The sequence below is a fragment of the Streptococcus sp. 343_SSPC genome, from assembly GCF_001072385.1.
Taxonomy (GTDB): domain Bacteria; phylum Bacillota; class Bacilli; order Lactobacillales; family Streptococcaceae; genus Streptococcus.
The window spans coordinates 78978-105462 of the sequence record NZ_JVKU01000026.1 but is presented as its reverse complement, the minus strand read 5'-3'; the positions used below and the strand labels follow the sequence as shown (position 1 = coordinate 105462).

The following is a 26485-nucleotide window of genomic DNA, read 5'->3' as shown; positions in this document are numbered from 1 at the left end:
CGTCCTCACCTAAGGGAAGTTGATAAAAGGACAAAACCAGCAAGCTAGGCTTACTGGCTTTAGTTTATTTCTTCTCAATCGGAGCAACACTGGCCAAGAGTTTTTTGAGACCCACTTCTGGGAAGTTGATCTTGAGCTCTTGGATATTGCCACTACCAGAGACTTCTAGGACAGTTCCTTCGCCCCACTTCTTGTGAATGGCAATATCACCAATGGCCCAAGCGACACTTTCTTTGGCGCTAGAACGGTTGCTATTGCCAAAGGGGAGGCTTGAGGACGTGAGGGTACTTGGGGCTGCTTGTCTTTTGCGCTCTTGAAGGGCTTGTGACAGGCTCATGCCTTTTCCAAAGGTCGTTCCGCCACCATTGCTATAAGAAGCCTTAAAGCTAGTGTTGGCCGGACGCGCTAATCCTTGGTAGGTTAACAAATCTGAGCTAATTTCATTGATAAAGCGCGTCGGACGGTTGTAGCTGGTCCGCCCAAAGAGCAAACGAGAATTGGCATTGGTCAAGAAGAGAACCTTCTCTGCCCGCGTGATCCCCACGTAAGCCAAACGACGTTCTTCTTCCAACTCATCCGGATCCTCTGCCGCTCGACTAAGAGGAAAGACGTTTTCTTCCATCCCAATCAAGAAGACCACTGGGAATTCCAAACCTTTGGCCGCGTGAAGGGTCATCAAGGTGACTTCTGAGGTCTCTTGCGCTCCATCGTCTGTATCGGCAATCAAGGCTAAGTCGTTCAAGAAACGACTCAAGGTGTCCACACCTGATTCGTCTTCAACAGAATCGCCATTTTCATCAAAATTCTTGGTAACAGATAGGAACTCTTGGATATTCTCGATGCGGGCCTGACTTTCCAGATTTCCCTGATTGGTTAGGGCCGTCATATAACCTGTCTTGTCAAGGACTTCTTCGACCAACTCTGTAATGGTCATCTGGTCCAATTTTTCTCTCAAATCAAGAATGAGATTGGCAAAGTCCCAGATGGCTTGGGCAACCTTTCCTTTAATGCCAGAGAGCATGATATTGGCTGAAGCATCCAGAAGTGAGGTCCCTTGCATTTGGGCAAAATCACGAATCTTATCCACTGTACCTGGCCCGATTCCCCGCTTGGGTTCATTGATAATCCGCTCAAAACTGATATTGTCACTGAGATTAGCAATCAAGTTTAAATAAGCAATAACATCTCGAATTTCCTTCCGGCTGTAGAACTTGGTGCCCCCTACCATGGTATAGGGAATATTGGACTTGAGCAGTGCTTCTTCAATGGTCCGTGACTGGGCATTGGTCCGGTAGAGAACCGCAAAATCACGATGCTTATAGCCAGCTTCGCGACTGAGCTCTTCAATGGTTTTGGCAACAAAGACCGCTTCATCCTGCTCATCATTGGCCCGGTAATAAACAATCTCTTCACCGTCTGCATTTTGGGTCCAAAGATTCTTCGGACGGCGGTTCCGATTATTTTTGATGACGTCATTGGCTGCTTGCAAGATCGTCTTAGTCGAGCGGTAATTTTCCTCTAACAAAACGACCTTGGCATCAGGATAATCCTTCTCAAAGTCCAGGATATTCTGCATATCCGCTCCCCGCCAGCCATAAATAGACTGGTCCGCATCCCCAACGACACAGATATTTTTAAAACGTGAAGCCAAGAGTTTGACCAACTGGTATTGGGCATGGTTGGTATCTTGGTACTCATCCACATGGATGTATTGGAACTTCTGCTGGTAATAGGTCAGCACATCAGGATGCTGGTCAAAGAGACGCAAGGTCAACATGATCAAATCATCAAAGTCCACCGCTTCTGACTGACGGAGTTCCTTTTGGTAAGCCTCATAGCACTTGGCTACGATCTGAGTATACATATCTCCCGCTTGGGCAGCATAGGCCACTTCATCAATTAAGTCATTCTTGGCATTGGAAATAGTTCCCAAAATGGTTCGTTCATTCCATTTCTTAGGATCCAAGTTTAACTGCTTGAGAATACGTTTCATCAGTGTACGCTGCTCACCTGGATCGACAATGGTAAAGTTACGATTGTAACCAATGTGATCCGCATCGCGTCGAAGGATACGCACACACATGGAGTGGAAGGTGGCGATCAAGCAATCTTGGGTGGCTGGATTTAACTGGTAAGCTCGCTCTTTCATCTCCCGAGCGGCTTTATTGGTAAAGGTAATGGCCAAAATATTCCAAGGATTGACCATTTTTTCATCAATCAAGTAAGCAATCCGATGGGTCAAGACACGTGTCTTACCAGAACCTGCCCCCGCCATGATCAAGAGGGGACCTTCTGTCGTTTGGACCGCCTCTGCTTGGCGATTATTCATACCATTCAATAAAGGATTCATCTCATACTCCTCGTTCATTCAATCGTTCTATTATACCACAATTTGCCTCTTTCTCCTTGAGAAAATGGTCGGCTTCATTTGAATTTTAAGCGTAAAAAGTCTATAATGAATCTTTAAGAAGATACGTTTTTCTTTATCAAAGGAAAACGAGGAAACGAATGAAATAAAAACGAAAAGTAAGGAGGGACTCGTGGAAAAATCACAAAGTAATTTAAAACTAGCCGAACGTGGAGCACTGATCAGTATTGTCGCCTACCTGATTCTTTCCGCAGCTAAATTAGCAACAGGCCATCTTCTTCACTCCTCCAGTTTGGTCGCTGATGGTTTTAATAACTTATCCGATATTATCAGCAATGTCGCCCTTCTCATTGGCATTCGCTTAGCCCGCCAGCCAGCTGACCGTGACCACCGGTTCGGTCATTGGAAGATCGAAGATCTAGCTAGCCTGGTGACGTCCATCATCATGTTTTATGTGGGCTTTGATGTCCTACGAGATACGGTTCAAAAAATTCTCAGCAGGGAAACAACTGTTATTGATCCTTTAGGAGCCATTGTTGGAGTTGGGTCAGCCCTTGTCATGTTTGCGGTCTATCTTCATAACCGCACTTTAGCCAAGAAAGCCCAATCCAAGGCCCTCAATGCAGCTGCCAAAGATAACCTGTCTGACGTGGTCACTTCTTTAGGAACCTCTGTTGCGATTGGGGCTAGCGCTCTCAACTACCCCATTGTGGACCAATTGGTGGCCATTGTCATCACCTTCTTTATCCTAAAAACCGCCTACGATATTTTCATCGAATCCTCCTTCAGCCTCTCTGATGGGTTTGATGAAAGTCTCCTGGATAAATACAAGGCGGCTATTCTGGAATTGCCAAAGGTCAGCCGGGTCAAATCCCAACGGGGACGAACCTACGGAAGCAATATCTACCTGGATGTCGTCATTGAAATGAATCCAGACCTCTCTGTTTATGAGAGCCATGCCATTACCGAAGAGGTCGAGCGCCTTCTCAAGGAAAAATTTGGAGTCTTTGACATTGACGTCCATGTGGAGCCAAGTTCTATCCCTGAAGATGAGATTTTGGACAATGTCCTTCTCAAATTAAAGACCTATGAGGAACGTTTGCAGGCTCAACAGGAATACCAAACCCTCCTGGCAGACAACTTCACCCTCATCAATGAGTATGGCCAAGAAAGTCACAAGGAGGACCTGGTCCGTTTGCAGGAAGAACATCAAATTCCGTTTAAGAATTTCGAAATCGAATCCATCAGTCAAAAGACCAAATTGATTCGCTATGAGTTAAATAACCAGATCCACACCAGTCTCTGGCGGCGTCATGAACACTGGCAAAAGGTCTTTCACCAAATTACCAGTAAACAGGAAAAATAGAACTCTCTACCTCAATCTAACAAGAATAAAAAGCTACTGCAATTCATTTCTGCAGTAGTTTTTTTGTAAGAAAAAATAGCCCTTCCGGACTATTCTTCTTCTTTAATAAAACCAAATTTATTTAGGGGGTACAATCTGAAATCGACAACACCTTCAATCTGATCTGCTTGAATATAACCAAATTCACGACTGTCTTTGGTATTGTTGCGATCATCATTTAGGACTAAGTAACTATTACTTGGTACTTTTCCAGCCTTGGTTCCCTTAAATTCTCTAGAGAAAAAATCATTTGTAAAATAATCACCACTTGGTGCCGCCAAATGTTTGGTCTTCATCTTGTCCAAATATGGCTCTGCTGTAGCTACACCATTCAGATAAAAGACATCATCCACATAGCTGACCTCATCGCTCTCTATCGCAATGACACGTCCAAGATATTGTTTCTCTTTTACATGATAGAGGACCAAGTCTGTTCGATCAATTTTCCCCTTTTTAGTCGCTAATACTAAATCATCTTTCTTAACGGAGGCATTGGCCATTTGATCAGATACCCACAATGGTTGAAAAACAAATAGGCGCAAAGTAATGAGTACCAAGCCCAATATTCCAATGATGATAATATTCCGAATCAAATCCCTTTTCGACATTCCTATCCCCCCTTTCAGTTCATCCCATTATACCATTTTATTAGACAATAAAAAAGGCCCACATTCCCAAATTGTCAGAAACTTGCACTAAAAAGAAAAACCTTGCCTCCAAGCTTTTACGCTTAGAGAACAAGGTTTGTTTATTGGTTAGATTAACGTACTGTACGGATACGCATTGTATTTGTACGAACAGCTTCACCAAGTGGCACACCTGCAACGATTACGATATCGTCACCAGATTTTACAAGACCTGCTTCTACTGCTTTACGTTCTGCGATTTCGAACATATCGTCAGTTGATGATGGAGCATCTGTCAACATTGGGATGACACCCCAGTTCAACATCAATCCACGTTCAGTCAATTCATCGAATGTCAATGCCAAGATATCAGCATTTGGACGGTATTTAGAAATCAAACGTGCAGTGTGACCAGTCTTAGTCAAAGTTACAACCAATTTGATGTCCATTGAGTTTGTAGCGTCTTTAACAGCTGAAGCCATAACTTCTGTCTTAGAGTTACGTTCGAATGAATCTGAGTTCAAACGTCCGTATTCGTTAAGAAGAGTTTGAGCGTTCTTATCGATAGTAGCCATTGTGCGAACAGACTCAAGTGGGTATTTACCATTTGCAGACTCACCTGAAAGCATTGTAGCATCAGTTCCGTCGATAACAGCGTTAAATACGTCTGATACTTCTGAACGAGTCGCACGTGGTTTTTCAGTCATTGTTTCAAGCATGTTTGTTGCAGTGATAACAACTTTACCAGCAGCGTTCACTTTTGTGATGATCATTTTTTGGTAAACTGGAACCATTTCGAATGGTACTTCGATACCCATGTCACCACGAGCGATCATGATACCATCAGCTGCTTCAATGATTTCATCCAAGTTATCGATACCTTGTTGGTTTTCGATTTTCGCGAACAATTGAACGTGACCGTTACCAGTTTCTTCACAGATAGCACGAACTTCGTTCACGTCTTTTGCAGTACGTACGAATGAGATCGCGATGAAGTTGATACCTTGTTCCAAACCAAAACGGATATCGTCGTTATCGCGTTCAGCAAGAGCTGGGAAAGGAATTTTTGTGTTAGGGATGTTGACACCTTTTTGTTTAGCGATCACACCGTCGTTTTCAACTTCAACGATGAATTCACGAGTAGCATCGTCTTTTTCTACAACACGAAGACCCAATTTACCATCGTCGATCAATACTTGGCGACCAACTTCAACATCATCGTAGATGTCAAGTGCGCCAGCAACGTTCAAGGCAATCACTTCACGAGTTGATTTGATACCTTGTTTAGTCGCAACGCGAATTTTTTCACCAGTTGTATAAGAGTACTCTTTAGCATCGCCTTCGAACAACTCTGTACGGATTTCTGGACCTTTTGTATCAAGAAGGAAACCAACTTTTTTACCAGCGATTTCTTCTGCACGTTTAACTGTTGCCATACGATCACCTTGTTCTTGGTGGTCACCGTGTGAGAAGTTGAAACGGAAAGTGTTGGCACCAGCTTCGATCAATTTAGCAATGTTTTGTGCTGAAGCTTCAACGTCAAGTTTTTCACCCCAATATCCATCATCACCAAATTTTTTACCACCACGGATTTCTACCGCAGGACCTAAGGTTGCAACGATTTTTACACGTTTGTTCATGATTTCTATGACTCCTTTTAAAATACACTGTCTTTTTAGACAAATTTTAACAAATAAATATTAAATAGAAGATAAGCTACGGTTCAACTCCGCAAGGTTCAAGTCAGCCTTGTGAGGGTTGTTCACTTTGATCTTACCGTCTTCAGTTAAGCTAAAGAGGGCACCTTCTTCTGCACTACCAAGAATTGGGTTTTCCACCATTTGTTCATTGCGGATACCAACAGCTACGCCACCGATACCAGCTTTCAATAACTTAACAGCATGTGCACCCAAACGTGAAGCAAGAACACGGTCACGCGCAGTTGGTGAACCACCACGTTGGATATGTCCAAGTTCTGTTACACGAAGATCGCTTGTATCTCCAGCATCTTTCAAGGCTTTACCAAATTCAGCAGCAGACATCACACCTTCAGCAAGAACGATGATGTTGTGTGTACGACCTTTTTCGTAGCCCTTCTTGATGCTCTCAACGACATCTTCGATAGCAAAGCCTTCTTCTGGAATGATAATTTCATCCGCACCAGAAGCAATACCAGACCAAAGGGCGATATCCCCAGCATTACGACCCATTACCTCGATAACGAAAGTACGGTGGTGACTAGATGAGGTATCGCGGATCTTATCAATCGCGTCCATAACAGTTGTAACTGCTGTATCAAACCCGATTGTAAAATCTGTACCAACGATATCATTATCAATTGTTCCAGGAAGTCCTACAGCTGGGAAACCATGTTCAGTCAAACGCATCGCTCCGTGGTATGATCCATCACCACCGATAACGACAACACCTTCGATTCCATGTTTCTTCAACTGCTCGATCCCTTTTAATTGACCTTCGCGTTCAGCAAATTCAGGATAGCGAGCTGAATGAAGCATCGTTCCACCACGAGAAATAATATCTCCAACTGATGAAGCATCCAATTGATGGATATCACCAGCAACCATACCAGCGTATCCATTATAGATACCAAATACTTCCATTCCTTCAGAAATTGCTTGGCGAACAACTGCACGGATAGCAGCATTCATTCCAGGGGCATCTCCTCCACTGGTTAAAACAGCAATACGTTTCATTTCGATATTTGCTCCTTTTTTTCTTTTACATTCTAAATGATTATAACACAAAGAGGCTCAAATTTCTCCTATTTTCCGTAGATTTTATCGATAAATCGTTTTCATAGCAATACTTGCCAGCTCATTTTCTAACTTCTCGTTTTTCTGGACGGAAACTCCTTTTAATTGAATGGTCTTTTTCTCCTCTTCATAGCGAATAACGACAGGATAAGGACCTGGATAAGCTTTTAAAATATCTAAGACTGCCCGGTCCTCCTGGTGATCAAACAATTGAATCCAAAAACGCTGATTGGTGGCTTCTTCTGCTTCCATTAAAACCATCTGAAGACGATCATCTCTAGATTGCACTTTTCCTTTGAGATAGTAATAGCCCTTCTCTCTTATTTTTGAGCTATAGTGGCGATAAGTATCAGGAAAAAGAGTGACATCCATCTTCTTTTGGAGATCGGAAACTTGTAAAAAGGCCATATTTTCTCCATTTTTGGTTCGGATGGTCCGGATCGATTGAACTTCAACCAGGATAGTGGCCTGTTCTCCTTCGCTTAAAGAGGCGATCGGTCGAGTCGGTTTGCTACTTGCAGCTACAATTTCCACCAGAGGATGTGGGCTAAGACCGACACCAATGACCCTCTGCTCCATTTCATACTTCTCAGCCTTGCTATAATCCTCGGCACCCATCCAGGAATAATTGGCTTCCCCAAACAAACTCCCCAATTCATCCGCAAAGACAAATAGGTTAGGAAGGTTCTGAAGGACTTTTCTGCGATTCTTTTCAAAGCAGTCAAACAAGCCTAATTCTACCAGTGGCGTTAAAAGAGGAAGTTTGTGGTATTGGCTAGGCAAGCGCAAGATAAAATCTTCAATGCTCTCAAAGGGGCGTTGGTCAATAATCCAATAGGCTAGATCTTTTGGAAGACCTTTGATATTTTTCATTCCTAGATAAATCTTCTGATCTTGGAACTTATCCTTATAAGGAATGGTATTAATAGTCAAAGGAGCTACTTGGAAATCAAATTGCAGCGCATCGGTCAAGTAATCACTACTAGAGTAGTTGAGCATAATGTCAAAGAAGACATCTGGATAATGGACTTTAAAGTAAGCCAATTGGAAGGCCAAGGCCGAGTAGGCATAGGCATGGGAACGGTTGAAGCCATAGCCAGCAAATTTTTCCATAATGGCAAAGACTTGCTTGGCTTTTTCTGCACTGTGCCCAAGCGCGACAGCACCTTTGATAAAGTCATCTTCCATCCGATGCATTTCTGCCGCGTTCTTTTTCCCCATGGCCCGTCTGAGGATATCGGCTTTTCCTAGACTAAAGCCAGCAAATGTCTGGGCCACCTGCATGACTTGCTCCTGATAGAGCATGATGCCATAAGTTGGTGCTAGAATGCCTTCCAAACTAGGATCAATCATATCCACCTTCTCTTTGCCATGCTTGCGTTTGACGAAATTATCAATATAGTCACTAGCCCCAGGCCGGTTCAAGGAAGTGGTCGCGACAATCTCCTCAAAACAATTGGGTTGAACCCTTCTAAGCAAACGAATAGCTCCCGCTTGCTCAAACTGGAAGATCCCTTTGGTATTTCCCGCAGCAAACAAAGCAATCGTTTCCGGATCTTCTAGAGGAATATCCTCGATTTTAATATCCTTTTGATATTTTTCCTTTACTGCTTCCTGCATCCGTTGAGCAAAGGTCAAATTTCGGAGTCCTAAGAAGTCCATCTTGAGCAGACCATTTGCCTCAACACCATGGGCATCATATTGGGTCAGATTCATCTCCTCACCCATCTTGATTGGGATTTGATTGGTGAGGTCTTCTCCACTCATGACGACGCCTGCCGCATGAATCGACGTCTGACGCGGTTGCCCTTCAATCCTCTTCGCAATTTCAAAGCCCTTCCGGTATTCTGGGCGACTTTGGATGGCTTGGCGAAAAGCTACATTCTTTTCATAAGCAGAAGCTAAGGTATCCCGTAAGCCAATCCGCTTGGTGAGGTTGGTTAACTCATACTCTGGGGTTCCAAATCTCTTAAAAACATCTCGAATAGCTTGTTTGGCTCCAAAAGTTGAGAAGGTCACGATTTGAGCCACATGAGGACTGCGGTAGCGATTTTTAACATACTGGATAAATTTGGGACGATAGACATCCGGAATATCAATATCAATATCTGGCATGGTATAGCGCTCTAAGTTCAAGAAACGCTCAAAGAGGAGATTGTTCTTAACCGGATCAATCCCTGTGATATCTAAGGCATAGGCTACTAGACTACCAACTGCTGAGCCACGGCCCATCCCCATATAGTAACCTTGACTTCGTCCAAACCGTAATAAATCCCAGACAATCAAGAAGTAGTCATCAAAGCCCATCTGATGGATGACAGCTAATTCATGGCGCAAACGCTCTTGGTAAACCGTCTGGTCCAGCCCCTTGCTTCTCAAGCCCTCCTCAGCCAACTCACGTAATTCCTCGACTGCAGGTTTCTCTGGATTGAAGCGAGGAAGCTTCAATTGCGTATCAATCTCATAATGAACAGCCGCAAGGGTCTTCTCTAGATAAGAAATACTATCTGGATAATTATGAGCAAAGGCCCGCTCCAACTTTTCTGGTGGCAGTAACATCATAGAAGTGTCAACAGCTCCCACTTCTTTCAGACTGCAATTGTTCCGAATGGCATGGAGCATCTGAAGACTCTCCAAATCACTCGTAGAAAAATAGCGGACTGTATGGAGGGGGAAAACAGGACGAGAAAACTGTTTCGCTGGAGTATCTGGAAAGACACCAATCGCAAAGTCTTGGCCCAAGTCTAAATACTCAATCCCTTCAAAATAGGGAATGATGATGGCTAGATCATCCAATAAGTGTTGAAAGGCCGACCAGTCAGTTGTCCCCATCATTTTCATGCTGGAAATCTTGATTAAATGTTTATAACCTACGCTACCTAATGCAACCAAACGGATAGACAAAGGACCCGCTGGTAACACGACTTCCAAATCAAGACCTAGGACAGCACCGATACCAGCTTTTTGGCACTCTTCTAAAAACTCGTAGGCCCCATATAAATTATCTATATCCATGAGACCAATTTGTTGGTAACCCATTTCTTTGGCACGCTGAATATAGTCTCGAATAGAGACTAAACTGTCCATAAAGGTATAAACCGATTTTGTGTCCAGTTGTGTAATCACCTTGCACTCCTTTTCGTCCGTTCTTTCCTTCTATTATACAGGAAATCCGCCAAAGAAGACACTCTTACCCATTGCCAATCCTGCCTAACAAAAAAAAACAGATCAACTGATCTGCTTTCCTTTCTCTAACGGAAGACATGGGATTCGAACCCACGCACGCTGTTACACGCCTACCGCGTTTCCAACACGGCCTCTTAAGCCTCTTGAGTAATCTTCCAAACTAGTATCCATTATACGGAAAAGCGCTCCTCCTGTCAACAAAAAATTTAGGAATCGCTCACAAGATATCATTGCTTGATAGATTTTAAAGAAATAAAAAACGACAAGGATTTGTCGTTTGCATATATAAAAATGGAGCCGGTGGGAGTCGAACCCACGTCCAAACATCTGCCAACATATTTGTCTACAACCATAGGTTATGTATTGCTTTAACAGCTCCTCGACACATAACTCAAGCCTAGGAACTGCGAGTCTATTAATCTCTTATCAAACTGCTAGACAAAGTTTGATCGTATCTCGCTATAATTAAGACCTGTCATCAGACACGAGCAATCCGAATCGGGTCACGCCTGCTGGTTTTTAGGCAGCTAGAGCGTAAGAAGTGTTATTTTTTGCAGTTATATTTAACTGAGCGTTTACGTCGCCACACGAGTTGCAAAATATGCCTCATAATGCCTGTCGAATCCGTAACGACCCCAAAATGATATACTCCAGTGTATCATTTTTTGGGTAAAATGGCAAAAGAAAAAGAGGAATTCCTTCCTCTTTCATTCTTATTGCAAGTTCAATTTGAATTTTGTTACATAATGAACGGTAAAGTACATAGCTACAATTTTTACTAGCTCATAGATATAGGCTGGAATAAAGTTAACAACCAAGATATCACTAAGGGTATCAGAAGACATAGTTGCAGTTCTTGAAAGTTCTGAAATAGATATAGAAGGGAACAATCTTCCAATGATACTGAGTACAACCCAAAGGATAAATCCAAAGACGAAGGCCATCACGATACGATTGTTAATGAAGAGCTGACCCAGTGAGATGGCACAGTAGAGCATTAAAATACCTGAAATAGTCGCTAACACTTGAAATAGCAAGCTTTGCCAAATAAGAGATGACCCAATATGTTCGAACACTGGACCAAGCACATCAAAGATATTCTGTTGTTGAGCAAGACCGATCACTCCTAAGAAAATAAGCAAAGAAAGAATCAAGCTAATAAAACAGAAAATACTCCAGATCAAAGCAGATGTTACTTTTACAAGTAAAACAGTATGAGATCCAGTTGGCAATGTCCAGGTCAAATAACCTTCACGACCAAAAATATTGTTATAAAAACGACGAATAATAATAATATAGTTGGTCAAGGTCAAGCCAATGTAACCTGCAAAAATAACCAGGACAATAATTCCCACAATTGTATAAGTTGTATCTGCTGTATAAGTCGCTGCCCCAGTTATAACACTAGAAGCTAATAAACCAGCAAAAATGGAGAGAATAGCAAGCACACCCGAAATAATGAGATACCACTTATAGGTTGCTTTTAATTCATATTTCATTAATTTCCCAAACATAAGAACCTCCTAATACATTCTAAATTGTTCACGGAAGATCTCATCAATCGATTTACCGTATTGGTTGCGAAGAACAGTTGTGTTTTCATGCAACAGAATACGTCCTTGATTGATAAAGAGCGCTTCATCCAAGACTTGTTCAACGTCCGCAATCAAGTGGGTTGAAATCAATACTGATGAGTTTGGACGACGATTTTGAATGATGGTTCTAAGAATGTAATCACGCGCAGCAGGATCCACTCCACCAATAGGTTCATCAAGAATGTACAAATCCGCTTCACGGCTCATGACCAAAATTAATTGAACTTTTTCCTTATTCCCTTTAGAGAGTTGTTTCAATTTTTGCTCTGGGTGCAAGTGTAAATCATTCAACAGTTGATAAGCACGTTGAGCATTGAAATCCTTATAGAAGTCTTGGAAGAAACGAAGGGTTTCTGAAATTTTCATATTCTCATCCAAATACGTTGTATCTGGCAAATAAGAAACGACTTGTTTGGTTTTTGCAGAAGGTACTTGGCCATGGATGTAGACATTACCAGAAGTTGGTTGCAAGAGCCCATTCACTAATTTAATAATGGTAGTTTTCCCACTTCCGTTTGGTCCTAACAAACCAATGATACGACCCGGTTGAATATTGACACTCACATCACCTAAGGCAATATGTTTACCATACACTTTTTGAACATGGTCTAAGTAGACCAAAGGGTACTGATTCATAATCTTCTCCTTAATTTAATAATGATTCTATTATAACCTTACTAAGAAGTGATTGCAAGATATAATCGTAAAAGAAGGTAGAATGTTCGTACTATTTGACATCCAAACCATCTTCACTAAAAAAAGAGGAACATCTGCCCCTCCTTTAAAACAATTTTATTTAATTCCCAATGCAATCCGCGCATAGCGGCTCATCTTCTCAACAGTCCAAGCTGGATACCAGACCAGTTTCACATCGACCTTGGTCACTTCTTCCATTCCCGTTAAGGCATCATAAATCTGATCCGTCAGCAAGTCTGCCAATGGGCAACCCATGGTGGTTAGGGTCATATCGATTTCTGTTTCACCAGTTTCACCATCAAACCGAATTTCGTAGACCAAACCAAGGTTGACAATATCAATACCTAATTCAGGATCGATGACCTGCTCTAGATTTTCAAGAATACGGTTTTTAATTTGTTCGATTTCTTCTGTCGTATAACTCATTCTTTACTCCTTCTTCACACGGTTCATCCCCATGAAGAATATTTTTATTTACAGCAAGCCCTAGATTCAAAGGGCGCTAGAAAAGGGCACCCGAACCTAGGTTGCTTTTCCATTTCTAGGCAACCGTTAAAAATGTCCACTGGACCTTCCTCGCTTCCGAATTTCTGGGCTCGGGTTAAAAAGATCCACAGGATCTTTTTAATCCTCTATAAAGTCACGTAATGGTTTGCTTCTGCTTGGGTGGCGGAGTTTGCGGAGGGCTTTGGCTTCAATCTGACGGATCCGTTCACGGGTCACGTTGAAGACTTTCCCCACATCTTCCAAGGTCCGCATTTTTCCATCGTCCAAACCGAAACGGAGACGAAGCACGTTTTCTTCCCGATCTGTCAGAGTATCGAGGACTTCATCCAACTGTTCGCGTAGAACCACTCGAGTGGTGTAGTCTACTGGATTTTCAATCACTTCGTCTTCGATGAAATCTCCCAAATGGCTATCATCTTCTTCCCCGATTGGTGTTTCCAAAGAAACAGGCTCTTGGGCAATTTTCAAGATTTCACGCACCTTGTCTGGCGTCATATCCATGCGTTCAGCGATTTGTTCTGGTGTTGGATCTTGTCCCAATTCTTGCAAAAGATTGCGTTGTTCACGAACCAACTTGTTGATGGTTTCCACCATGTGTACAGGAATTCGAATAGTACGGGCTTGGTCTGCAATAGCACGAGTGATGGCCTGACGGATCCACCAAGTCGCATAGGTAGAGAACTTGAACCCTTTGGTATAGTCAAACTTATCAACGGCCTTCATCAAGCCCATATTTCCTTCTTGGATCAAATCCAAGAATTGCATCCCACGACCAACATAGCGCTTCGCAATAGAAACAACCAAACGAAGGTTGGCTTCTGCCAAACGTTGCTTGGCTTCCAAATCACCTTGTTCCACCAAGATGGCCAATTCTTGCTCTTCTTCATTAGTTAAAAGAGGAACGACCCCAATTTCTTTCAAGTACATCCGTACTGGGTCATTGACTTTAGCAGAGTTGCTTCCAAGCAATTCCTCATCCGTCAACTCTGGTTCTTCCTCTTCGTTGTTCAAGACACGCGCGCTTGGATTTCCTTCCTTATCTGTGATGGAAATTCCAGCATCTTGAATCCTTTGCAACAAATCATCAATCCCATCGGCATCCAAGGTAAAAGGAATGACCAATTGATCATTGATTTCATCATCTGTTGCAGTACCACTTTTTTTATGACTACGAATAAACTCTGCAATTTGGACATCTAAAGTTGTGATATCTTTTTGTTCTTTCGCCATTCCTACTCCATTCTTCTTTTTTGAGCGATTAAGCGCTCTAGTTCCAACAAAGCCTGATCCGCATCTCCACTGTGAGAGGCTTCTCGGACTTTCTTTCCTATTTGTTGACTTTCTTTGCGAAGAAGCTCCCGATTTCTCGTTTCTTCCACTTCTTCCAACTCATTCTCCGCTATTTCATCCGGTAAATTTTCTTCTAGCATCAGATACCAGGCCCGTTGCACTTCCTCTGTCTGCTCTGACAAATCTTGCGATGTCACTTCTCCATTTTGACAAAGAAGTTGGTACAAGGTTTGCAAGGCAGGGGTATCAAATGAAAAATCTGTTCGAAGACGATATTCATTCAAAACATAAGGAAAATCCTTCATCCGATGAAGGAGATGATTCTCAGCCCGAACCAGGCGAGGCAGTTGTTTTTGCACGACAGTTGGACTAGCAAGTGGAGCCTGTGTCTGAATTTTCCCTTGCTCCTGACGCTGGCTACGCATCTGAAGTCGACTAGCATTAACCGTCTGTTCTACCTGCAAATAATCAAAGTCGACCAAGAGATCGGCTAATTTATAAATGTAGGTGTTTTGTGCCGTTACAGATGGCGTCTGAGCTATTAAAGGAGCCATTTTTTCGACAAATTCAATCTGCGCCTGCAAATTTTCAATATTGTCTGGCTTCCAATAATCCATGAGAAACTCTACCCGACTGAGACGTGTTTTTTCTAATAAGTCCGCCAAAGCTTGAGGAGAATTCTTATTAAGATACTCGTCTGGGTCCATCTGATCAGGAATCTGGACGACCTCTACCTCCTGTTTTTCCAGGACCTCCAAGGCCTTTGCTGTCGCTAGCCTTCCCGCCTTATCCCCATCATAGGCCAAGATAACCTTTTTGGTAAATTTGCTCAGATGGGCCACATGTTCCTGCGTGAGGGCTGTACCCATGGAAGCAACGGCATTCTCAATCCCAGCTCGGTAGGCTGCGATGACATCCATGAATCCTTCCATCAGATAAAGCTCATGCTTCTTCTTAGCGACCTGCTTGGCCTTGTCCAAATGATAGAGCTCATAACTCTTGTTAAAAAGGAGCGTACTGCGACTGTTCTTGTATTTCCCCTGAGGCTTTGCTCCCTCAGCTGGTTCACGCCAGAGTCGACCAGAAAAGGCAATGACTCGCCCAGTATCATCCGATAAGGGAAACATGATGCGATCTTGAAATGCATCATACATGGTCCCCATATCACTAATATGAAATAAACCTGAGTCGGCCAAAATATTTTCTGAAAACTTTCCAGAAACACTCTGATACAGATAATTCCCTTCTGCTGGTGCTAGCCCGATTTGAAAATGCCGAAGGACCTCATCGTCAAGTCCTCGATCATACAAGTATTGCCGAGCCTCTTCACCCATCTTTGTCGTCATCAGGATGGCATGATAGAACTTGGTAGCCTCTTGATGGATCTCATAAAAGGGCTGTTTCCCATCTGCTTGTTGGGGCCTAGACTGAGATGGAGGAAGAGACTGGACACGAATGCCCACCTGATCTCCGACAATTTGAACAGCTTCCATGAAGGAGACACCACGATAGTCTTCGATAAACTTAAAAACATCGCCTGAGCGGCCACAACCAAAACAATGATAGAATTGTTTATCCTCGACCACATTAAAAGAAGGCGTCTTTTCACCATGAAAAGGGCAGAGACCCAAAAAGTTTCGTCCTGCCTTTGTCAATTGAACGACTTCTCCGATTACATCTACAATATTCACACTGTTTTTAATTTCCGAAATCAGTTGTTTGTCAACCATAAACAGTGCCTCCATTTTACCATAGAATATCATTAACTATTTTAAACTAATTTTTGTCAATTGTAAATCATCCGCATTGATTTTCACCTGATTTTTCCACATTTTTCCCTAGATTTGAAAGCCTTCATTTTCCTTAAATCAACTTTTTTAAAAAATTTGAGCATAATGATTGAATTCGAAAAAAATTTCAGTTATACTATCCTCTGTAAAAAATTATTATGAAAGGACATATTAGGATATGTTAAAAGAATTGAAAGCTTTCCTCCTTCGTGGAAACGTTGTTGACCTTGCTGTTGCTGTGATTATCGGGGCTGCATTTGGAGCTATCGTTACATCATTTGTAAACGACGTTATTACTCCGCTTATTTTGAACCCAGCTTTGAAAGCTGCTGGTGTTGAAAAGATCGCTGAATTGACTTGGAACGGTGTTGCATACGGTAGCTTCTTGAGCGCTGTAATCAACTTCCTTGTTATCGGTACTGTTCTTTTCTTCGTAGTGAAAGCTGCTGAAAAAGCACAAAACTTCGGTAAAAAAGAAGAAGCTACTGAAGAAGAAGCTGCTGCTCCAACTCAAGAAGAGTTGCTTACTGAAATCCGCGACTTGCTTGCAAACAAATAATCAGATAAAAAGATCCGATCTTCTAGCTAGAAGGTCGGCTTTTTTTGTCTTCAATTTTTCTAGAGAAACAAAAAACAGACCGAAGTCTGTTCTTGTATTCAATTAGAATTTTTTACGTTTACGAGCTGCTTCTGATTTACGTTTACGTTTTACAGAAGGTTTTTCATAGAATTCACGTTTGCGTGTTTCTTGAAGAGTACCAGCTTTAGTAACCGCGCGTTTGAAACGACGAAGAGCATCGTCAAGAGATTCATTCTTACGTACTACTGTTTTTGACATGTTTTTCACTCCCTTCAAGTTCAAGATCTACTCTATTCTACACGGAATTCTAAAGATTGTCAAGAAAAAGTTAAAGGAATTCGTTTCTCACCATCATCTTAGCTTCAAAACTAGTCTTGAATTTCAGTTTTGGTAAAATCCTTTTATTCATAACGATCATAAATCCTTGACACTGCTTGTTCGAATTCTTCCAATTCCTCCCAGTAATTCGTTGGGAGATTGCGAATTCTACTTAGATCATTTGGATCAAAATGATAGACCAGATGGCGCAAAATTTGATTTTCTATCCAGCGCACATCTTTCAGCTGTTCGATACTGACTGATTCCAGCCTTTCTAGATACCGACATAAATCCTCGAGTGCTTCCACACGAAAATCCTTCTCCTCATGCAAATAATATAAAAAACTCAAATGATCCGCTCTTCTATTATCTTCTATCAGATTCCTTTCTTTCATCCCTACTCCTTTTATAAAAACGATTTACTCTGCAAAAGATAAAAACACTTTCCGTAGTGCTACGAAAAGTGTTCTGGTCTTACTTATAAAGGTAGCTAAAGAGAGCAATAGCAACGATAGCTGCCAAGATTGGTGCTACAACTGGTACCCAAGCATACCACCATTTTGAATCTCCCTTGTGTTCTCCTAGGACAGATTTTGGAAGGAAGGCGTGAAGCAAACGTGGACCAAGGTCACGGGCAGGGTTCAAACCAGGTCCTGTAGGACCACCAAGTGAAGTCACCAAAGCCATAACGAGGAATCCAAGCGCCAAGTGAGCCACTCCTAAACCAGGAGCATTTGCTTGAGCCAAGGCCAATTTTGCTGCTGTTGAATTTGCATCAAAAATTCCACCTTGCTCAGTAGCAGCTCTTTGAGCTAAGCCAACAATCTCTGCACCGAAGAAGTGTTTTGTTAAACCAAGTGCACCGAAGAAAAGAACGAATGATCCAGCAAACTCGTTGACGAAACCGTTGATGGTTGCCGCTTTACGTGATTCTGGAGTTCCTTTATCCAAGCTAGAAATCGTTGAGAATGTTCCCAAGATATTGTTTGGATTCTCCGTTTGAAGGTAGTAAGGACGGTGAGTCGCAACGACAACCAATTGTCCAAACATGGCTCCAAGAATTTGAGCAACGACGTAGTATATAACATTTTCCCATGGGAAGAGTCCGCTCACTGCAAGACCAATCGTGAAGGCAGGGTTAATGTGGTTACCAGAAACGTTACCAAACATCAAAGCTGGAATCATAACACCCATTCCGTACCCGATTGCAATCACAAGCCATCCACTTTGATGCCCCTTGGTACCCTTCAATTCAACGTTTGCAACAGCACCATTTCCTAAAATAATCAAGAAAGCTGTTGCAATAAATTCGGTCGCAACTTTAACCCAAAAATCAAATTGCATTTTTGAATAATCTCCTTATAAATAAAAATAATAATAATTTATTCTAACAGATTATTGAGGACTTGTAAATAAACCGAACATTATTTTTAAAAAATATATCTCAATCCCCTGATTCATCCTTTTCTATCCTTGTACTTCCTACACTTTCTATTTATCCCCGAATTATGATACAATAGGACTAGTTACACATCACAAAGGAGATCTCATGTCTGAAATCTATGACATTACCATTATTGGTGGTGGCCCTGTTGGGCTTTTTGCTGCCTTCTATGGCCATATGCGTCAAGTAAAAGTGAAATTGATTGATTCCCTTCCTCAATTAGGTGGTCAACCTGCTATTCTCTATCCTGAAAAACGAATCCTGGATGTCCCTGGTTTTACGAACCTAACTGGAGAGGAATTGTCCCAACGGTTGATCGATCAATTAGAAACATTCGATACCGACATTTGTTTGAATGAAACAGTTTTGGACATTCATAAAAACGAGGATCACTTCCTCATTGAAACCAATAAAGGCCAGCATTTCAGTCGTGCTGTCATTATTGCGATGGGTGGTGGTGCCTTTAAACCTCGTCCTTTAGAAGTGGATGGGGCTGAGGAATTCGAAAATGTTCACTACCATGTTTCAAATATCCAACAATATGCCGGCAAACAAGTTGCAATTCTAGGAGGAGGAGATTCAGCAGTCGATTGGGCCCTAGCCTTTGAAAAAATCGCACCGACAACTCTGGTCCATCGTCGTGATAATTTCCGCGCACTCGAACACAGCGTTGAAGAATTGAAGGCTTCTTCTGTCTCTATTCAAACTCCTTATGTTCCTAGCCGTTTAATCGGAGAAAATGGCCGTGCTAGCCATCTGGAAATTACCAAGGTTAAATCAGATGAAACCCAATTAGTCCCCATCGATGAACTCTTTGTCAATTATGGCTTTAAATCATCTGTTGGGAAATTGAAAGAATGGGGCTTGGACCTCCAACGCCACAAAATCCTCGTGAACCGCAAACAAGAAACCAGCCAAGAAGGCATTTACGCTTGTGGCGACTGTTGCTTCTACGAAGGAAAGATCGACTTAATTGCTACTGGTCTGGGCGAAGCTCCTACTGCAGTAAATAACGCCATTAATTACATATATCCAGATAAAAAAGTTCAACCAGTCCATTCGACTAGTTTGTAAGAAAAAACCTTTGAATCAATGATTCAAAGGTTTTTTCTTATAGTTCATCTAGCTCGTCTGCTATCTTATTGATTTTTCGCAAGCGATGATTGACGCCACTTTTGGTTAAGGGAGTTTTCAGGGCATCCGCAATTTGCTGGATGGAATAGTCGGGATTCTGGATTCGAACATAGGCAACTTCCTGAAGCTCGACCGGAAGGCCACCTAATCCAATGGTATCCATGATTTTGACGATATTGTTAATGGTCTTCATACTAGCTGTGACCGTCCGCGCAATATTGGCCATTTCAGCATTATTGGCTCGATTGAGATCATTGCGCGCTTCTCGCATGACCTTGACAGACTCAAATTCTTCCAAAGCCTGCTTGGCTTCTACCAAGATAAGGAAATCAATAATATCCTCTGCCCTCTGCAAATAGGTAACGACTCCTTTTTTGCGTTCGATGGTCTTAGCATCTAACAAAAAGTGTTGCATGAGGTTGGCCAAGTCCTGGGCATGGTCGGAATAAACAGAGCTAATTTCTAATTGATAGCGGCCAGACTCCGGATCCTTGATGGTCCCACTTGCTAGGAATGCGCCTCTCAGATAAGCTCGACTCGCTTCATCTTCTTCTAAAATTCTTGGGTCAATCCCAGTCTCTATACCAAAGAAAGAATCTGCTAAGTGCAGGTCTGCAAGAATCTCTTCGACCTTTTCATCGATAGAAACGGTATAAACGCGATTCTTTTTCAAATTGGTTTTTTGGTGGTGACGAATGTCCGATTTGACCTGATAAAACTCTACAATCAATTCGTAGATATGGCGGGCAATCTTAGCATTCTCCGTGGTCAGAGACAAGCTTAAGCCCCCCATACTCAGACCCAAACTACCTGACATCTTAATCAGAGCAGACAACTCACTTTTCTCAAAGCGGTGAAGGGTCAAGAGCTCTTCTTTTACTTTAATGGTAAAACTCATTTAATCACCTGTACGATTTGCATCAACTCATTTACCACAGCTCCTCCATCATGGAAGGCGCCGCCGTTTTCCAAGCGAAGGAAATTGCTTGAAATAACTCGGGGAACCTGCGATTTTAGACCTGCAAAATCGTGTTCTACTTGAACCAGGTATTCATCAAAGCGATTCGTGTCCATATATTCTTGAGGGACTTTTTCAATATTGACCAAAACAGTATCAATAAACGGCTTCTTCAAGTGTTTATGAAGGACGGAAACATGGTCACTATCGGTAAAGTGTTCTGTCTCCCCACGTTGGGTCATGATATTGCAGACATAAGCGACCTCTGCTTTTGTTTCAAGCAAGGCCTGACCAATTTCTTCGATCACTAGATTGGGAAGGATCGATGTAAAGAGGGAACCAGGTCCTAAAATCACCATATCACTTTCTAAAATCGCATCTACTACTTTTCGACTTGCTTTTGGCGTCTCATCGTTATAGGTATTGGTGACATAAACATAATCAATCATGCCCTCATGATGGGCGATTTCACTCTCACCAGCCACCTCTGACCCATCCATAAAGACGGCATGAAGAGTTAATGGTGTATCACTAGAAGGATAGATTTTTCCTGTCGTATGGAAAAACTTGGTCAGTAATTGCATGGCATTATAGGTCGATCCCTGCATTTCAGAAATACCGGCAATAATCAAATTCCCTAGAGGGTGCCCAGCTAGTGGTCCATCGTCTTCCGCAAAACGATATTGAAAGACTTTTTCATAAAAACGAGGCATGTCTGACATGGCTACTAGCACATTTCGCAAGTCACCCGGTGGTGTCAATTGATGAATATTTTTTCGAAGTTCTCCAGAACTACCACCATCATCCGCTACTGTTACAATGGCTGTAATTTCAACATCTTTTTTTCGAAGGCTGTCCAAAATGACGGAAATTCCTGTACCGCCTCCGATGACGGTCATCTTTGGTTTTCTCATGAACGATTCACCGTTTCTTTCCGTCGGTCTTTGTCGCGATGACTCATATTCACCGTCCAATCTTTCGCTAGATCCCGTCCAAGACGAGCTGCAAAGGCTACTGAACGGTGTTGACCACCTGTACAGCCCACTGCAATCGTCAAAACAGATTTCCCTTCTCGCTTGTATGCAGGCAAGATAGGAGCAATCAAATCGTAGAGATGGCGATAAAACTCCTCTGATTCTTGATGGTCCATGACATAGTTATAGACATCATCATCCAAGCCCGTTTGATTCCGTAGCTCTGGTTTGTAATAAGGATTCGGTAGGAAACGAACATCAAAAACCAAGTCCGCATCTAAAGGCAAACCATACTTAAAGCCAAAGGACATGACTTCAATCCGAAACTCAGGCTGACTATCTTGTCTAGAGAACTGTTCAGCAATCACTTTTCGAAGATTACGAGGAGTTAATTCCGTCGTATCAATGACATTTTGGCTCATGTTTTTTAGCGGAGCCAAAAGTTCCCGTTCCAACGTAATCCCATCCAAGACACGCCCATCAGCTGCGAGTGGGTGACTCCGACGAGTCTCTTTATAGCGCGCAACCAATTCACTATCGGTCGCATCCAAAAAGAGAATTTTAAAATCAATTCCTTCGTGGTTCTCTAATTCGTCCAAAATGGAGCGAATTTCTGCGAAGAAAGACCGGCTCCGCATATCCACAACGAGAGCCAACTTATTGTTGTCCATCGACAATTGAATCAGCTCAATAAATTTCGGCAAGAGAGCTGGTGGCATATTGTCGATGGTGAAATAGCCCATATCTTCAAAGGATTGAATGGCTACAGTCTTTCCTGCACCACTCATTCCTGTCACAATGACCAGTTGAATTGTTTTTTCTGTATCTGTCATCCTAATCACCTTTTCCTTACAAAAAAGGAGGAGACCATCATCTTTCCAGTTGGTCAGTCGATGGCTCTCACTCCAGCATTCTTATTTCCCGAATGCATTCCTCTATTCAGACTATACTTCTGCAATGACTTCAATTTCTACTTTGACGTCGCGTGGCAAGCGAGCCACTTCTACTGCAGAACGTGCTGGAAATTCACTTGAAAATGCTGTTTTGTAGACCTCGTTAAAAGGTACAAAATCATTCATATCACTTAAGAAACAGGTTGTTTTAACCACGTGATCAAAGTCCGTTCCAGCTTCCTCAAGGATAGCAGCAATATTTTTCAACACTTGTTGGGTTTGTTCTTGGATGGTTTCTCCAACAATTTCACCTGTTTCTGGTGAAAGCGGAACTTGCCCACTTGCAAATAAGAGATTGCCCACAATTTTTCCTTGAACATAAGGTCCAATTGCTACTGGTGCTTTGTCTGTGTGAATTGTTTTTGCCATTTTTTTCTCCTGATTCCTAATTTTCACTGGATGTTGCTAATTTTTCCCGTTCTAACCGTAACTTACGGTTGGGATTCAGCTTATTAAAGAGTTCTTCCAATTTTTCTGCATTCCAAACGTCTGCAGCAGAGACAAAATTTCCATCTTTATCACGAAAGGATATAGGTTTATCTCCCATCTTCTTCTCCTCTTTACATCTAACTAGTCAACAAATTCAAATTCAAATTTACCGATCCGAACGATATCTCCGTCTTTGGCTCCACGCGCACGAAGGGCTTCATCGACACCCATTCCACGCAATTGACGCGCAAATTTCATGACAGACTCATCGCGATCAAAATTGGTCATATTGAAGAGCTTCTCTAGCTTATCACCAGACAAGATCCAAGAAGCATCATCATCGCGATTGATCTCGAAGGCTGGTTGGTCCTCATCAAAGCCGTAGTAAACTTCTTCTTGCGCCATATCTTCTTCCGTATAGAGCAAGAATTCTGGTGTTTTGTCTAACAAGTCTGCTGTTGCTTCTAACAAATTATCCAAACCTTGATGCGCCAAACTAGAGATTGGGAAGATCTGCGGCAGGTCATCAAACTCGTCGTAATTGGCGGCCAATTTTTTCTTGAACTCTTTCAAATTTTCCTGGCTCTCTGGCATATCCATCTTATTCGCCACGATAATCTGCGGACGTTCCATCAAGCGAAGATTATAGGTTTCAAGCTCTTTATTGATTTGAACATAATCTTCATAAGGATCACGTCCTTCACTGGCCGACATATCGATGACATGCAAGATGACACGGGTGCGCTCGATGTGACGAAGGAACTGAGTCCCCAGTCCGACCCCTTGGCTAGCCCCTTCAATCAATCCAGGAAGGTCTGCTACTGCAAAGGATTCACCTGACGGCGTCCGAACCATGCCCAAGTTTGGAACGATGGTTGTAAAATGATAGGCCCCAATTTTTGGTTTGGCAGAAGTAATCACACTGAGAAGAGTTGATTTCCCTACTGATGGGAAGCCAACCAGACCAACGTCTGCCAAGACTTTGAGTTCTAATTCGAGTTCCCGTTCCTGACCCGGTTCCCCATTTTCTGAAATCTCAGGTGCTGGATTTTTAGGAGTGGCAAAACGGATATTCCCGCGTCCTCCACGTCCTCCATGGGCAACAATATACTCTTGCCCATTTTCAACCAAGTCGGTAATGACCTTACCAGTCTCAGCATCTCGGACTGTCGTTCCTTGGGGCACTCGCACATAGAGATCTTCTGCTCCCCGTCCGTGCATCCCTTTGGTCATACCCTTTTCCCCATTTTGGGCTTTGAAATGCCGGTTATAACGGAAGTCCATCAGCGTGCGCAGGCCTTCGTCTACAACGAAGATCACATTGCCTCCGCGTCCACCATCACCACCCCAAGGGCCGCCATTGGGAACATACTTTTCACGGCGAAAGGCCACCATGCCATCGCCACCATTTCCAGCCTTGACCTTAATCTTGGCTGTATCTAAAAACATACTCATAGTTTATCGTTTTCCTTTTATAACCAAGTGTTGCTTGGTAGTCCCTTAGTAGGATAGTGCACCCAAAGCTGCAGCAAAGATTGCTCCAACCGTTACAATCAACATAATTACAATGACCAGCATGGTCAATTTTTCAAAGAAAGTTTTTTTGCGTTTTCCGTTGTCTCCAAAAGCCACGTTTTTTACCTCAATTACAATAAATTCATTAGCCCTATTTTACCACGAATAAGGGCATTTTTCAAACATCCACCTCTAGACGTAAGGGTAGCTTTGGATAAAATAAATTTTTCAACCTCCACACTGGTTCAAATCCATTTTTTATCCAGCAAATAAAAAAGACTGGAAAATTCCAGCCTTTTAAAAGCGAGTATTATTTTGTTAACTTCTTAGACCGTAACACAGTAAAGCCAACCGCACAACCCAAGATACCAACTAAGATAATCACAGGCATCATCTTTTCACCCGTATGAGGAAGCACTTTTTTCTTCCCAGTTTTTGGAATATCATTGGTTTCTGTTGTAGCCGGATCGGAAGGTTTTGATGTCGTTGTTGTCGTAGATGAACTTGATGAAGAACTAGAGCTTGATGAAGAGGATGAGCTCGATGAAGAACTAGAACTTGATGAAGAGGATGAGCTCGATGAAGAACTAGAACTTGATGAAGAGGATGAGCTCGATGAAGAACTAGAACTTGATGAAGAGGATGAGCTCGATGAAGAACTAGAACTTGATGAAGAGGATGAGCTCGATGAAGAACTAGAACTTGATGAAGAGGATGAGCTCGATGAAGAACTAGAACTTGATGAAGAGGATGAGCTCGATGAAGAACTAGAACTTGATGAAGAGGATGAGCTCGATGAAGAACTAGAACTTGATGAAGAGGATGAGCTCGATGAAGAACTAGAACTTGATGAAGAGGATGAGCTCGATGAAGAACTAGAACTTGAAGTCGGTGGCGTTTGTTCTTTCTCACCCAATCCTTCTCCAGAACCTGATTCCAATCTTACTTCTCGTGTTAAGCTACGTGGCTCTGGGAAATTGGTTGCTTTCCATGTTAAGGTGTTATGAACGAGATCACCAACTTTTGTACCAGGAGCTACTTTAGTAGAGTATTCGATGTACATTGGCCAATTGTAGTTATCTCCAAAGTCAATTGTAAATCCTGTAATCTGACCAGCTTCATTCTTGTCGAAGACAGCTTTTTTACTGAAATTGTCTAAAACTGGCAGACTTAAAACATGGGCTTCATTTCTAATGCCACCTTCTACTGGACTAAAGCGAACCGCACGGAAACTGCCTTCTACCAGTGTCAAACCATCTCCAAATTGATCCTTAATGACCATGCCACGAAGGATATCTTGACGAGCATTTAAGATAATCCGCCATTTTACAATCGTTGGATCTGTTTGGTCTTGGTAGCCATATTTCATTTCATAGTCACCAGCTTGACCATCCGTTTTTTCGTAGTTTAATGAAAAATCTGTATTGCCAATTTTAAAGGTCAGTGGGGATGTTTTTGTAACAACCTCTGGATCCACTTTCACATCAAAACGCAAAGCTACGCGTTTATTGAGTGGGTGGGAAGCAAAATAATCGTTAAATGTGACCGTTACGGTCTTGTTTGCTGTATTGACAACAGCTTTCCCGACTGTCTGACCATTTGTTTGACCTTCTTCCACCACATCAAATTCGAGAGCTGTATAGAAGGTTAATTCTTTCGGCAAAGCCAAGGTCAGGGTGTCACCTGCTTGAATCGCTTGTGTATCTGGAAAGGCTACATTGATGGTAGCGGACAATTTTTCGTTTGTTAAGACTGTGGTTCCACTGGTTACTGCTTGATTGTCCTTGGTCAGACTAGCTGTTTGCGTATAAGACAGGACTTCTGACGCTTGAATGGTTTGAACAAAAGCATTCGAAAAAATAACTGTAGCAACAAGGGCTAGGGACCACATGATTCGACGTAAATATTTCATATTGACCTCCTCAACTCTCGCTTGGAGAGTT

At 42.4% G+C, this 26485-nt stretch carries 24 protein-coding genes, 1 tRNA gene and 1 other RNA gene; 3 read left to right on the top strand and 23 right to left on the bottom strand.

Annotated elements, in window-relative coordinates; all coding sequences use genetic code 11:
- Positions 1–64: 64 nt before the first annotated feature.
- Positions 65–2350 (bottom strand): DNA helicase PcrA, encoded by a 2286-nt coding sequence (gene pcrA / locus ADH27_RS08145; protein ID WP_048717361.1) that lies wholly within the window; start codon positions 2348–2350, stop codon positions 65–67.
- A gap of 190 nt (positions 2351–2540) precedes the next feature.
- On the opposite strand from pcrA, the gene ADH27_RS08140 reads away from it, so the two are divergent.
- Entirely contained in the window at positions 2541–3734 is a 1194-nt protein-coding gene (locus ADH27_RS08140; protein ID WP_048717246.1) for a cation diffusion facilitator family transporter, read from the top strand.
- 89 nt (positions 3735–3823) lie between these two features.
- Here ADH27_RS08140 and lepB read toward each other — a convergent pair whose 3' ends face one another.
- From lepB to dnaG, 11 genes are all read right to left on the bottom strand, one after another.
- The gene (gene lepB, locus ADH27_RS08135) at positions 3824–4381 is read right to left on the bottom strand and encodes a signal peptidase I (protein WP_048717245.1); all 558 of its coding nucleotides are present in this window, start codon (positions 4379–4381) and stop codon (positions 3824–3826) included.
- A 152-nt stretch (positions 4382–4533) separates the two neighbouring features.
- Positions 4534–6039, bottom strand: a complete 1506-nt coding sequence (pyk, locus tag ADH27_RS08130) for a pyruvate kinase (protein WP_048717244.1) — start codon at positions 6037–6039, stop codon at positions 4534–4536.
- Positions 6040–6099: 60 nt separating this feature from the next.
- Entirely contained in the window at positions 6100–7113 is a 1014-nt protein-coding gene (gene pfkA, locus ADH27_RS08125) for a 6-phosphofructokinase (protein ID WP_048689104.1), read from the bottom strand.
- Positions 7114–7197: 84 nt separating this feature from the next.
- A complete protein-coding gene (locus ADH27_RS08120) occupies positions 7198–10299 on the bottom strand; it encodes a DNA polymerase III subunit alpha (RefSeq protein ID WP_048717242.1) in 3102 nt (1033 codons plus the stop codon).
- 129 nt (positions 10300–10428) lie between these two features.
- Positions 10429–10516, bottom strand: a tRNA-Ser gene (locus tag ADH27_RS08115).
- Between the two features lie 132 nt (positions 10517–10648).
- Positions 10649–10996: a transfer-messenger RNA gene (gene ssrA / locus ADH27_RS09750) on the bottom strand.
- 76 nt (positions 10997–11072) lie between these two features.
- Positions 11073–11873: a hypothetical protein gene (locus ADH27_RS08110; RefSeq protein WP_048717241.1), complete on the bottom strand. Its 801-nt coding sequence runs from the start codon at positions 11871–11873 to the stop codon at positions 11073–11075.
- 9 nt (positions 11874–11882) lie between these two features.
- The gene (locus ADH27_RS08105) at positions 11883–12590 is read right to left on the bottom strand and encodes an ABC transporter ATP-binding protein (protein ID WP_006596589.1); all 708 of its coding nucleotides are present in this window, start codon (positions 12588–12590) and stop codon (positions 11883–11885) included.
- 156 nt (positions 12591–12746) lie between these two features.
- Positions 12747–13076, bottom strand: a complete 330-nt coding sequence (locus tag ADH27_RS08100) for a metal-sulfur cluster assembly factor (protein WP_006596590.1) — start codon at positions 13074–13076, stop codon at positions 12747–12749.
- A gap of 198 nt (positions 13077–13274) precedes the next feature.
- Positions 13275–14387, bottom strand: coding sequence for an RNA polymerase sigma factor RpoD (rpoD, locus tag ADH27_RS08095; RefSeq protein ID WP_048689399.1), 1113 nt, complete (start codon positions 14385–14387; stop codon positions 13275–13277).
- A gap of 2 nt (positions 14388–14389) precedes the next feature.
- Positions 14390–16177 carry a DNA primase gene (dnaG, locus tag ADH27_RS08090; protein WP_048717240.1) on the bottom strand — a complete coding sequence of 596 codons (1788 nt, stop codon included), beginning with the start codon at positions 16175–16177 and terminating at the stop codon, positions 14390–14392.
- A gap of 238 nt (positions 16178–16415) precedes the next feature.
- Between dnaG and mscL the strand changes: the two genes are divergently transcribed.
- Positions 16416–16796: a large conductance mechanosensitive channel protein MscL gene (gene mscL / locus ADH27_RS08085; protein WP_048717238.1), complete on the top strand. Its 381-nt coding sequence runs from the start codon at positions 16416–16418 to the stop codon at positions 16794–16796.
- A 102-nt stretch (positions 16797–16898) separates the two neighbouring features.
- On the opposite strand, the gene rpsU is transcribed toward mscL, so the two are convergent.
- The 3 genes from rpsU to gla form a co-directional block, all read right to left on the bottom strand.
- Positions 16899–17075: a 30S ribosomal protein S21 gene (gene rpsU / locus ADH27_RS08080; protein WP_000048054.1), complete on the bottom strand. Its 177-nt coding sequence runs from the start codon at positions 17073–17075 to the stop codon at positions 16899–16901.
- A 143-nt stretch (positions 17076–17218) separates the two neighbouring features.
- The gene (locus ADH27_RS08075) at positions 17219–17530 is read right to left on the bottom strand and encodes a hypothetical protein (protein ID WP_048717237.1); all 312 of its coding nucleotides are present in this window, start codon (positions 17528–17530) and stop codon (positions 17219–17221) included.
- A gap of 79 nt (positions 17531–17609) precedes the next feature.
- A complete protein-coding gene (gene gla, locus ADH27_RS08070) occupies positions 17610–18479 on the bottom strand; it encodes an aquaglyceroporin Gla (protein WP_048717236.1) in 870 nt (289 codons plus the stop codon).
- A 205-nt stretch (positions 18480–18684) separates the two neighbouring features.
- Between gla and ADH27_RS08065 the strand changes: the two genes are divergently transcribed.
- Positions 18685–19653: an NAD(P)/FAD-dependent oxidoreductase gene (locus tag ADH27_RS08065; RefSeq protein WP_048717235.1), complete on the top strand. Its 969-nt coding sequence runs from the start codon at positions 18685–18687 to the stop codon at positions 19651–19653.
- A gap of 37 nt (positions 19654–19690) precedes the next feature.
- Here ADH27_RS08065 and whiA read toward each other — a convergent pair whose 3' ends face one another.
- The 8 genes from whiA to ADH27_RS10440 all read right to left on the bottom strand — a co-directional run bounded on the left by whiA (position 19691) and on the right by ADH27_RS10440 (position 26454).
- Entirely contained in the window at positions 19691–20611 is a 921-nt protein-coding gene (gene whiA, locus ADH27_RS08060; RefSeq protein WP_048689373.1) for a DNA-binding protein WhiA, read from the bottom strand.
- Positions 20608–21585 carry a YvcK family protein gene (locus ADH27_RS08055; protein WP_048717234.1) on the bottom strand — a complete coding sequence of 326 codons (978 nt, stop codon included), beginning with the start codon at positions 21583–21585 and terminating at the stop codon, positions 20608–20610. Before ADH27_RS08055 ends, whiA begins: the two co-directional genes overlap by 4 nt.
- Positions 21582–22478 (bottom strand): RNase adapter RapZ, encoded by an 897-nt coding sequence (gene rapZ / locus ADH27_RS08050; RefSeq protein WP_048717232.1) that lies wholly within the window; start codon positions 22476–22478, stop codon positions 21582–21584. The genes ADH27_RS08055 and rapZ overlap by 4 nt, the downstream gene beginning before the upstream one ends.
- A 111-nt stretch (positions 22479–22589) precedes the next feature.
- The gene (locus ADH27_RS08045; RefSeq protein ID WP_048717231.1) at positions 22590–22967 is read right to left on the bottom strand and encodes a RidA family protein; all 378 of its coding nucleotides are present in this window, start codon (positions 22965–22967) and stop codon (positions 22590–22592) included.
- A gap of 16 nt (positions 22968–22983) precedes the next feature.
- Positions 22984–23145 carry a hypothetical protein gene (locus ADH27_RS10350; RefSeq protein WP_048717230.1) on the bottom strand — a complete coding sequence of 54 codons (162 nt, stop codon included), beginning with the start codon at positions 23143–23145 and terminating at the stop codon, positions 22984–22986.
- Between the two features lie 23 nt (positions 23146–23168).
- Positions 23169–24482: a GTPase ObgE gene (gene obgE / locus ADH27_RS08035; RefSeq protein WP_048717228.1), complete on the bottom strand. Its 1314-nt coding sequence runs from the start codon at positions 24480–24482 to the stop codon at positions 23169–23171.
- Positions 24483–24527: 45 nt separating this feature from the next.
- Entirely contained in the window at positions 24528–24659 is a 132-nt protein-coding gene (locus tag ADH27_RS09745) for a DUF4044 domain-containing protein (RefSeq protein ID WP_006596603.1), read from the bottom strand.
- A gap of 193 nt (positions 24660–24852) precedes the next feature.
- Positions 24853–26454 (bottom strand): Ig-like domain-containing protein, encoded by a 1602-nt coding sequence (locus ADH27_RS10440; RefSeq protein WP_414717668.1) that lies wholly within the window; start codon positions 26452–26454, stop codon positions 24853–24855.
- Between the last annotated feature and the right edge of the window lie 31 nt (positions 26455–26485).

Bases quoted from the DNA above. Each gene is read 5' to 3' on its own strand.
- pcrA (WP_048717361.1), bottom strand. From the start codon at position 2,350: ATGAATCCTTTATTGAATGGTATGAATAATCGCCAAGCAGAGGCGGTC.
- lepB (WP_048717245.1), bottom strand. From the start codon at position 4,381: ATGTCGAAAAGGGATTTGATTCGGAATATTATCATCATTGGAATATTG.
- pyk (WP_048717244.1), bottom strand. From the start codon at position 6,039: ATGAACAAACGTGTAAAAATCGTTGCAACCTTAGGTCCTGCGGTAGAA.
- pfkA (WP_048689104.1), bottom strand. From the start codon at position 7,113: ATGAAACGTATTGCTGTTTTAACCAGTGGAGGAGATGCCCCTGGAATG.
- ADH27_RS08110 (WP_048717241.1), bottom strand. From the start codon at position 11,873: ATGTTTGGGAAATTAATGAAATATGAATTAAAAGCAACCTATAAGTGG.
- ADH27_RS08105 (WP_006596589.1), bottom strand. From the start codon at position 12,590: ATGAATCAGTACCCTTTGGTCTACTTAGACCATGTTCAAAAAGTGTAT.
- ADH27_RS08100 (WP_006596590.1), bottom strand. From the start codon at position 13,076: ATGAGTTATACGACAGAAGAAATCGAACAAATTAAAAACCGTATTCTT.
- rpoD (WP_048689399.1), bottom strand. From the start codon at position 14,387: ATGGCGAAAGAACAAAAAGATATCACAACTTTAGATGTCCAAATTGCA.
- dnaG (WP_048717240.1), bottom strand. From the start codon at position 16,177: ATGGTTGACAAACAACTGATTTCGGAAATTAAAAACAGTGTGAATATT.
- mscL (WP_048717238.1), top strand. From the start codon at position 16,416: ATGTTAAAAGAATTGAAAGCTTTCCTCCTTCGTGGAAACGTTGTTGAC.
- rpsU (WP_000048054.1), bottom strand. From the start codon at position 17,075: ATGTCAAAAACAGTAGTACGTAAGAATGAATCTCTTGACGATGCTCTT.
- ADH27_RS08075 (WP_048717237.1), bottom strand. From the start codon at position 17,530: ATGAAAGAAAGGAATCTGATAGAAGATAATAGAAGAGCGGATCATTTG.
- gla (WP_048717236.1), bottom strand. From the start codon at position 18,479: ATGCAATTTGATTTTTGGGTTAAAGTTGCGACCGAATTTATTGCAACA.
- ADH27_RS08065 (WP_048717235.1), top strand. From the start codon at position 18,685: ATGTCTGAAATCTATGACATTACCATTATTGGTGGTGGCCCTGTTGGG.
- whiA (WP_048689373.1), bottom strand. From the start codon at position 20,611: ATGAGTTTTACCATTAAAGTAAAAGAAGAGCTCTTGACCCTTCACCGC.
- ADH27_RS08055 (WP_048717234.1), bottom strand. From the start codon at position 21,585: ATGAGAAAACCAAAGATGACCGTCATCGGAGGCGGTACAGGAATTTCC.
- rapZ (WP_048717232.1), bottom strand. From the start codon at position 22,478: ATGACAGATACAGAAAAAACAATTCAACTGGTCATTGTGACAGGAATG.
- ADH27_RS08045 (WP_048717231.1), bottom strand. From the start codon at position 22,967: ATGGCAAAAACAATTCACACAGACAAAGCACCAGTAGCAATTGGACCT.
- ADH27_RS10350 (WP_048717230.1), bottom strand. From the start codon at position 23,145: ATGGGAGATAAACCTATATCCTTTCGTGATAAAGATGGAAATTTTGTC.
- obgE (WP_048717228.1), bottom strand. From the start codon at position 24,482: ATGAGTATGTTTTTAGATACAGCCAAGATTAAGGTCAAGGCTGGAAAT.
- ADH27_RS10440 (WP_414717668.1), bottom strand. From the start codon at position 26,454: ATGAAATATTTACGTCGAATCATGTGGTCCCTAGCCCTTGTTGCTACA.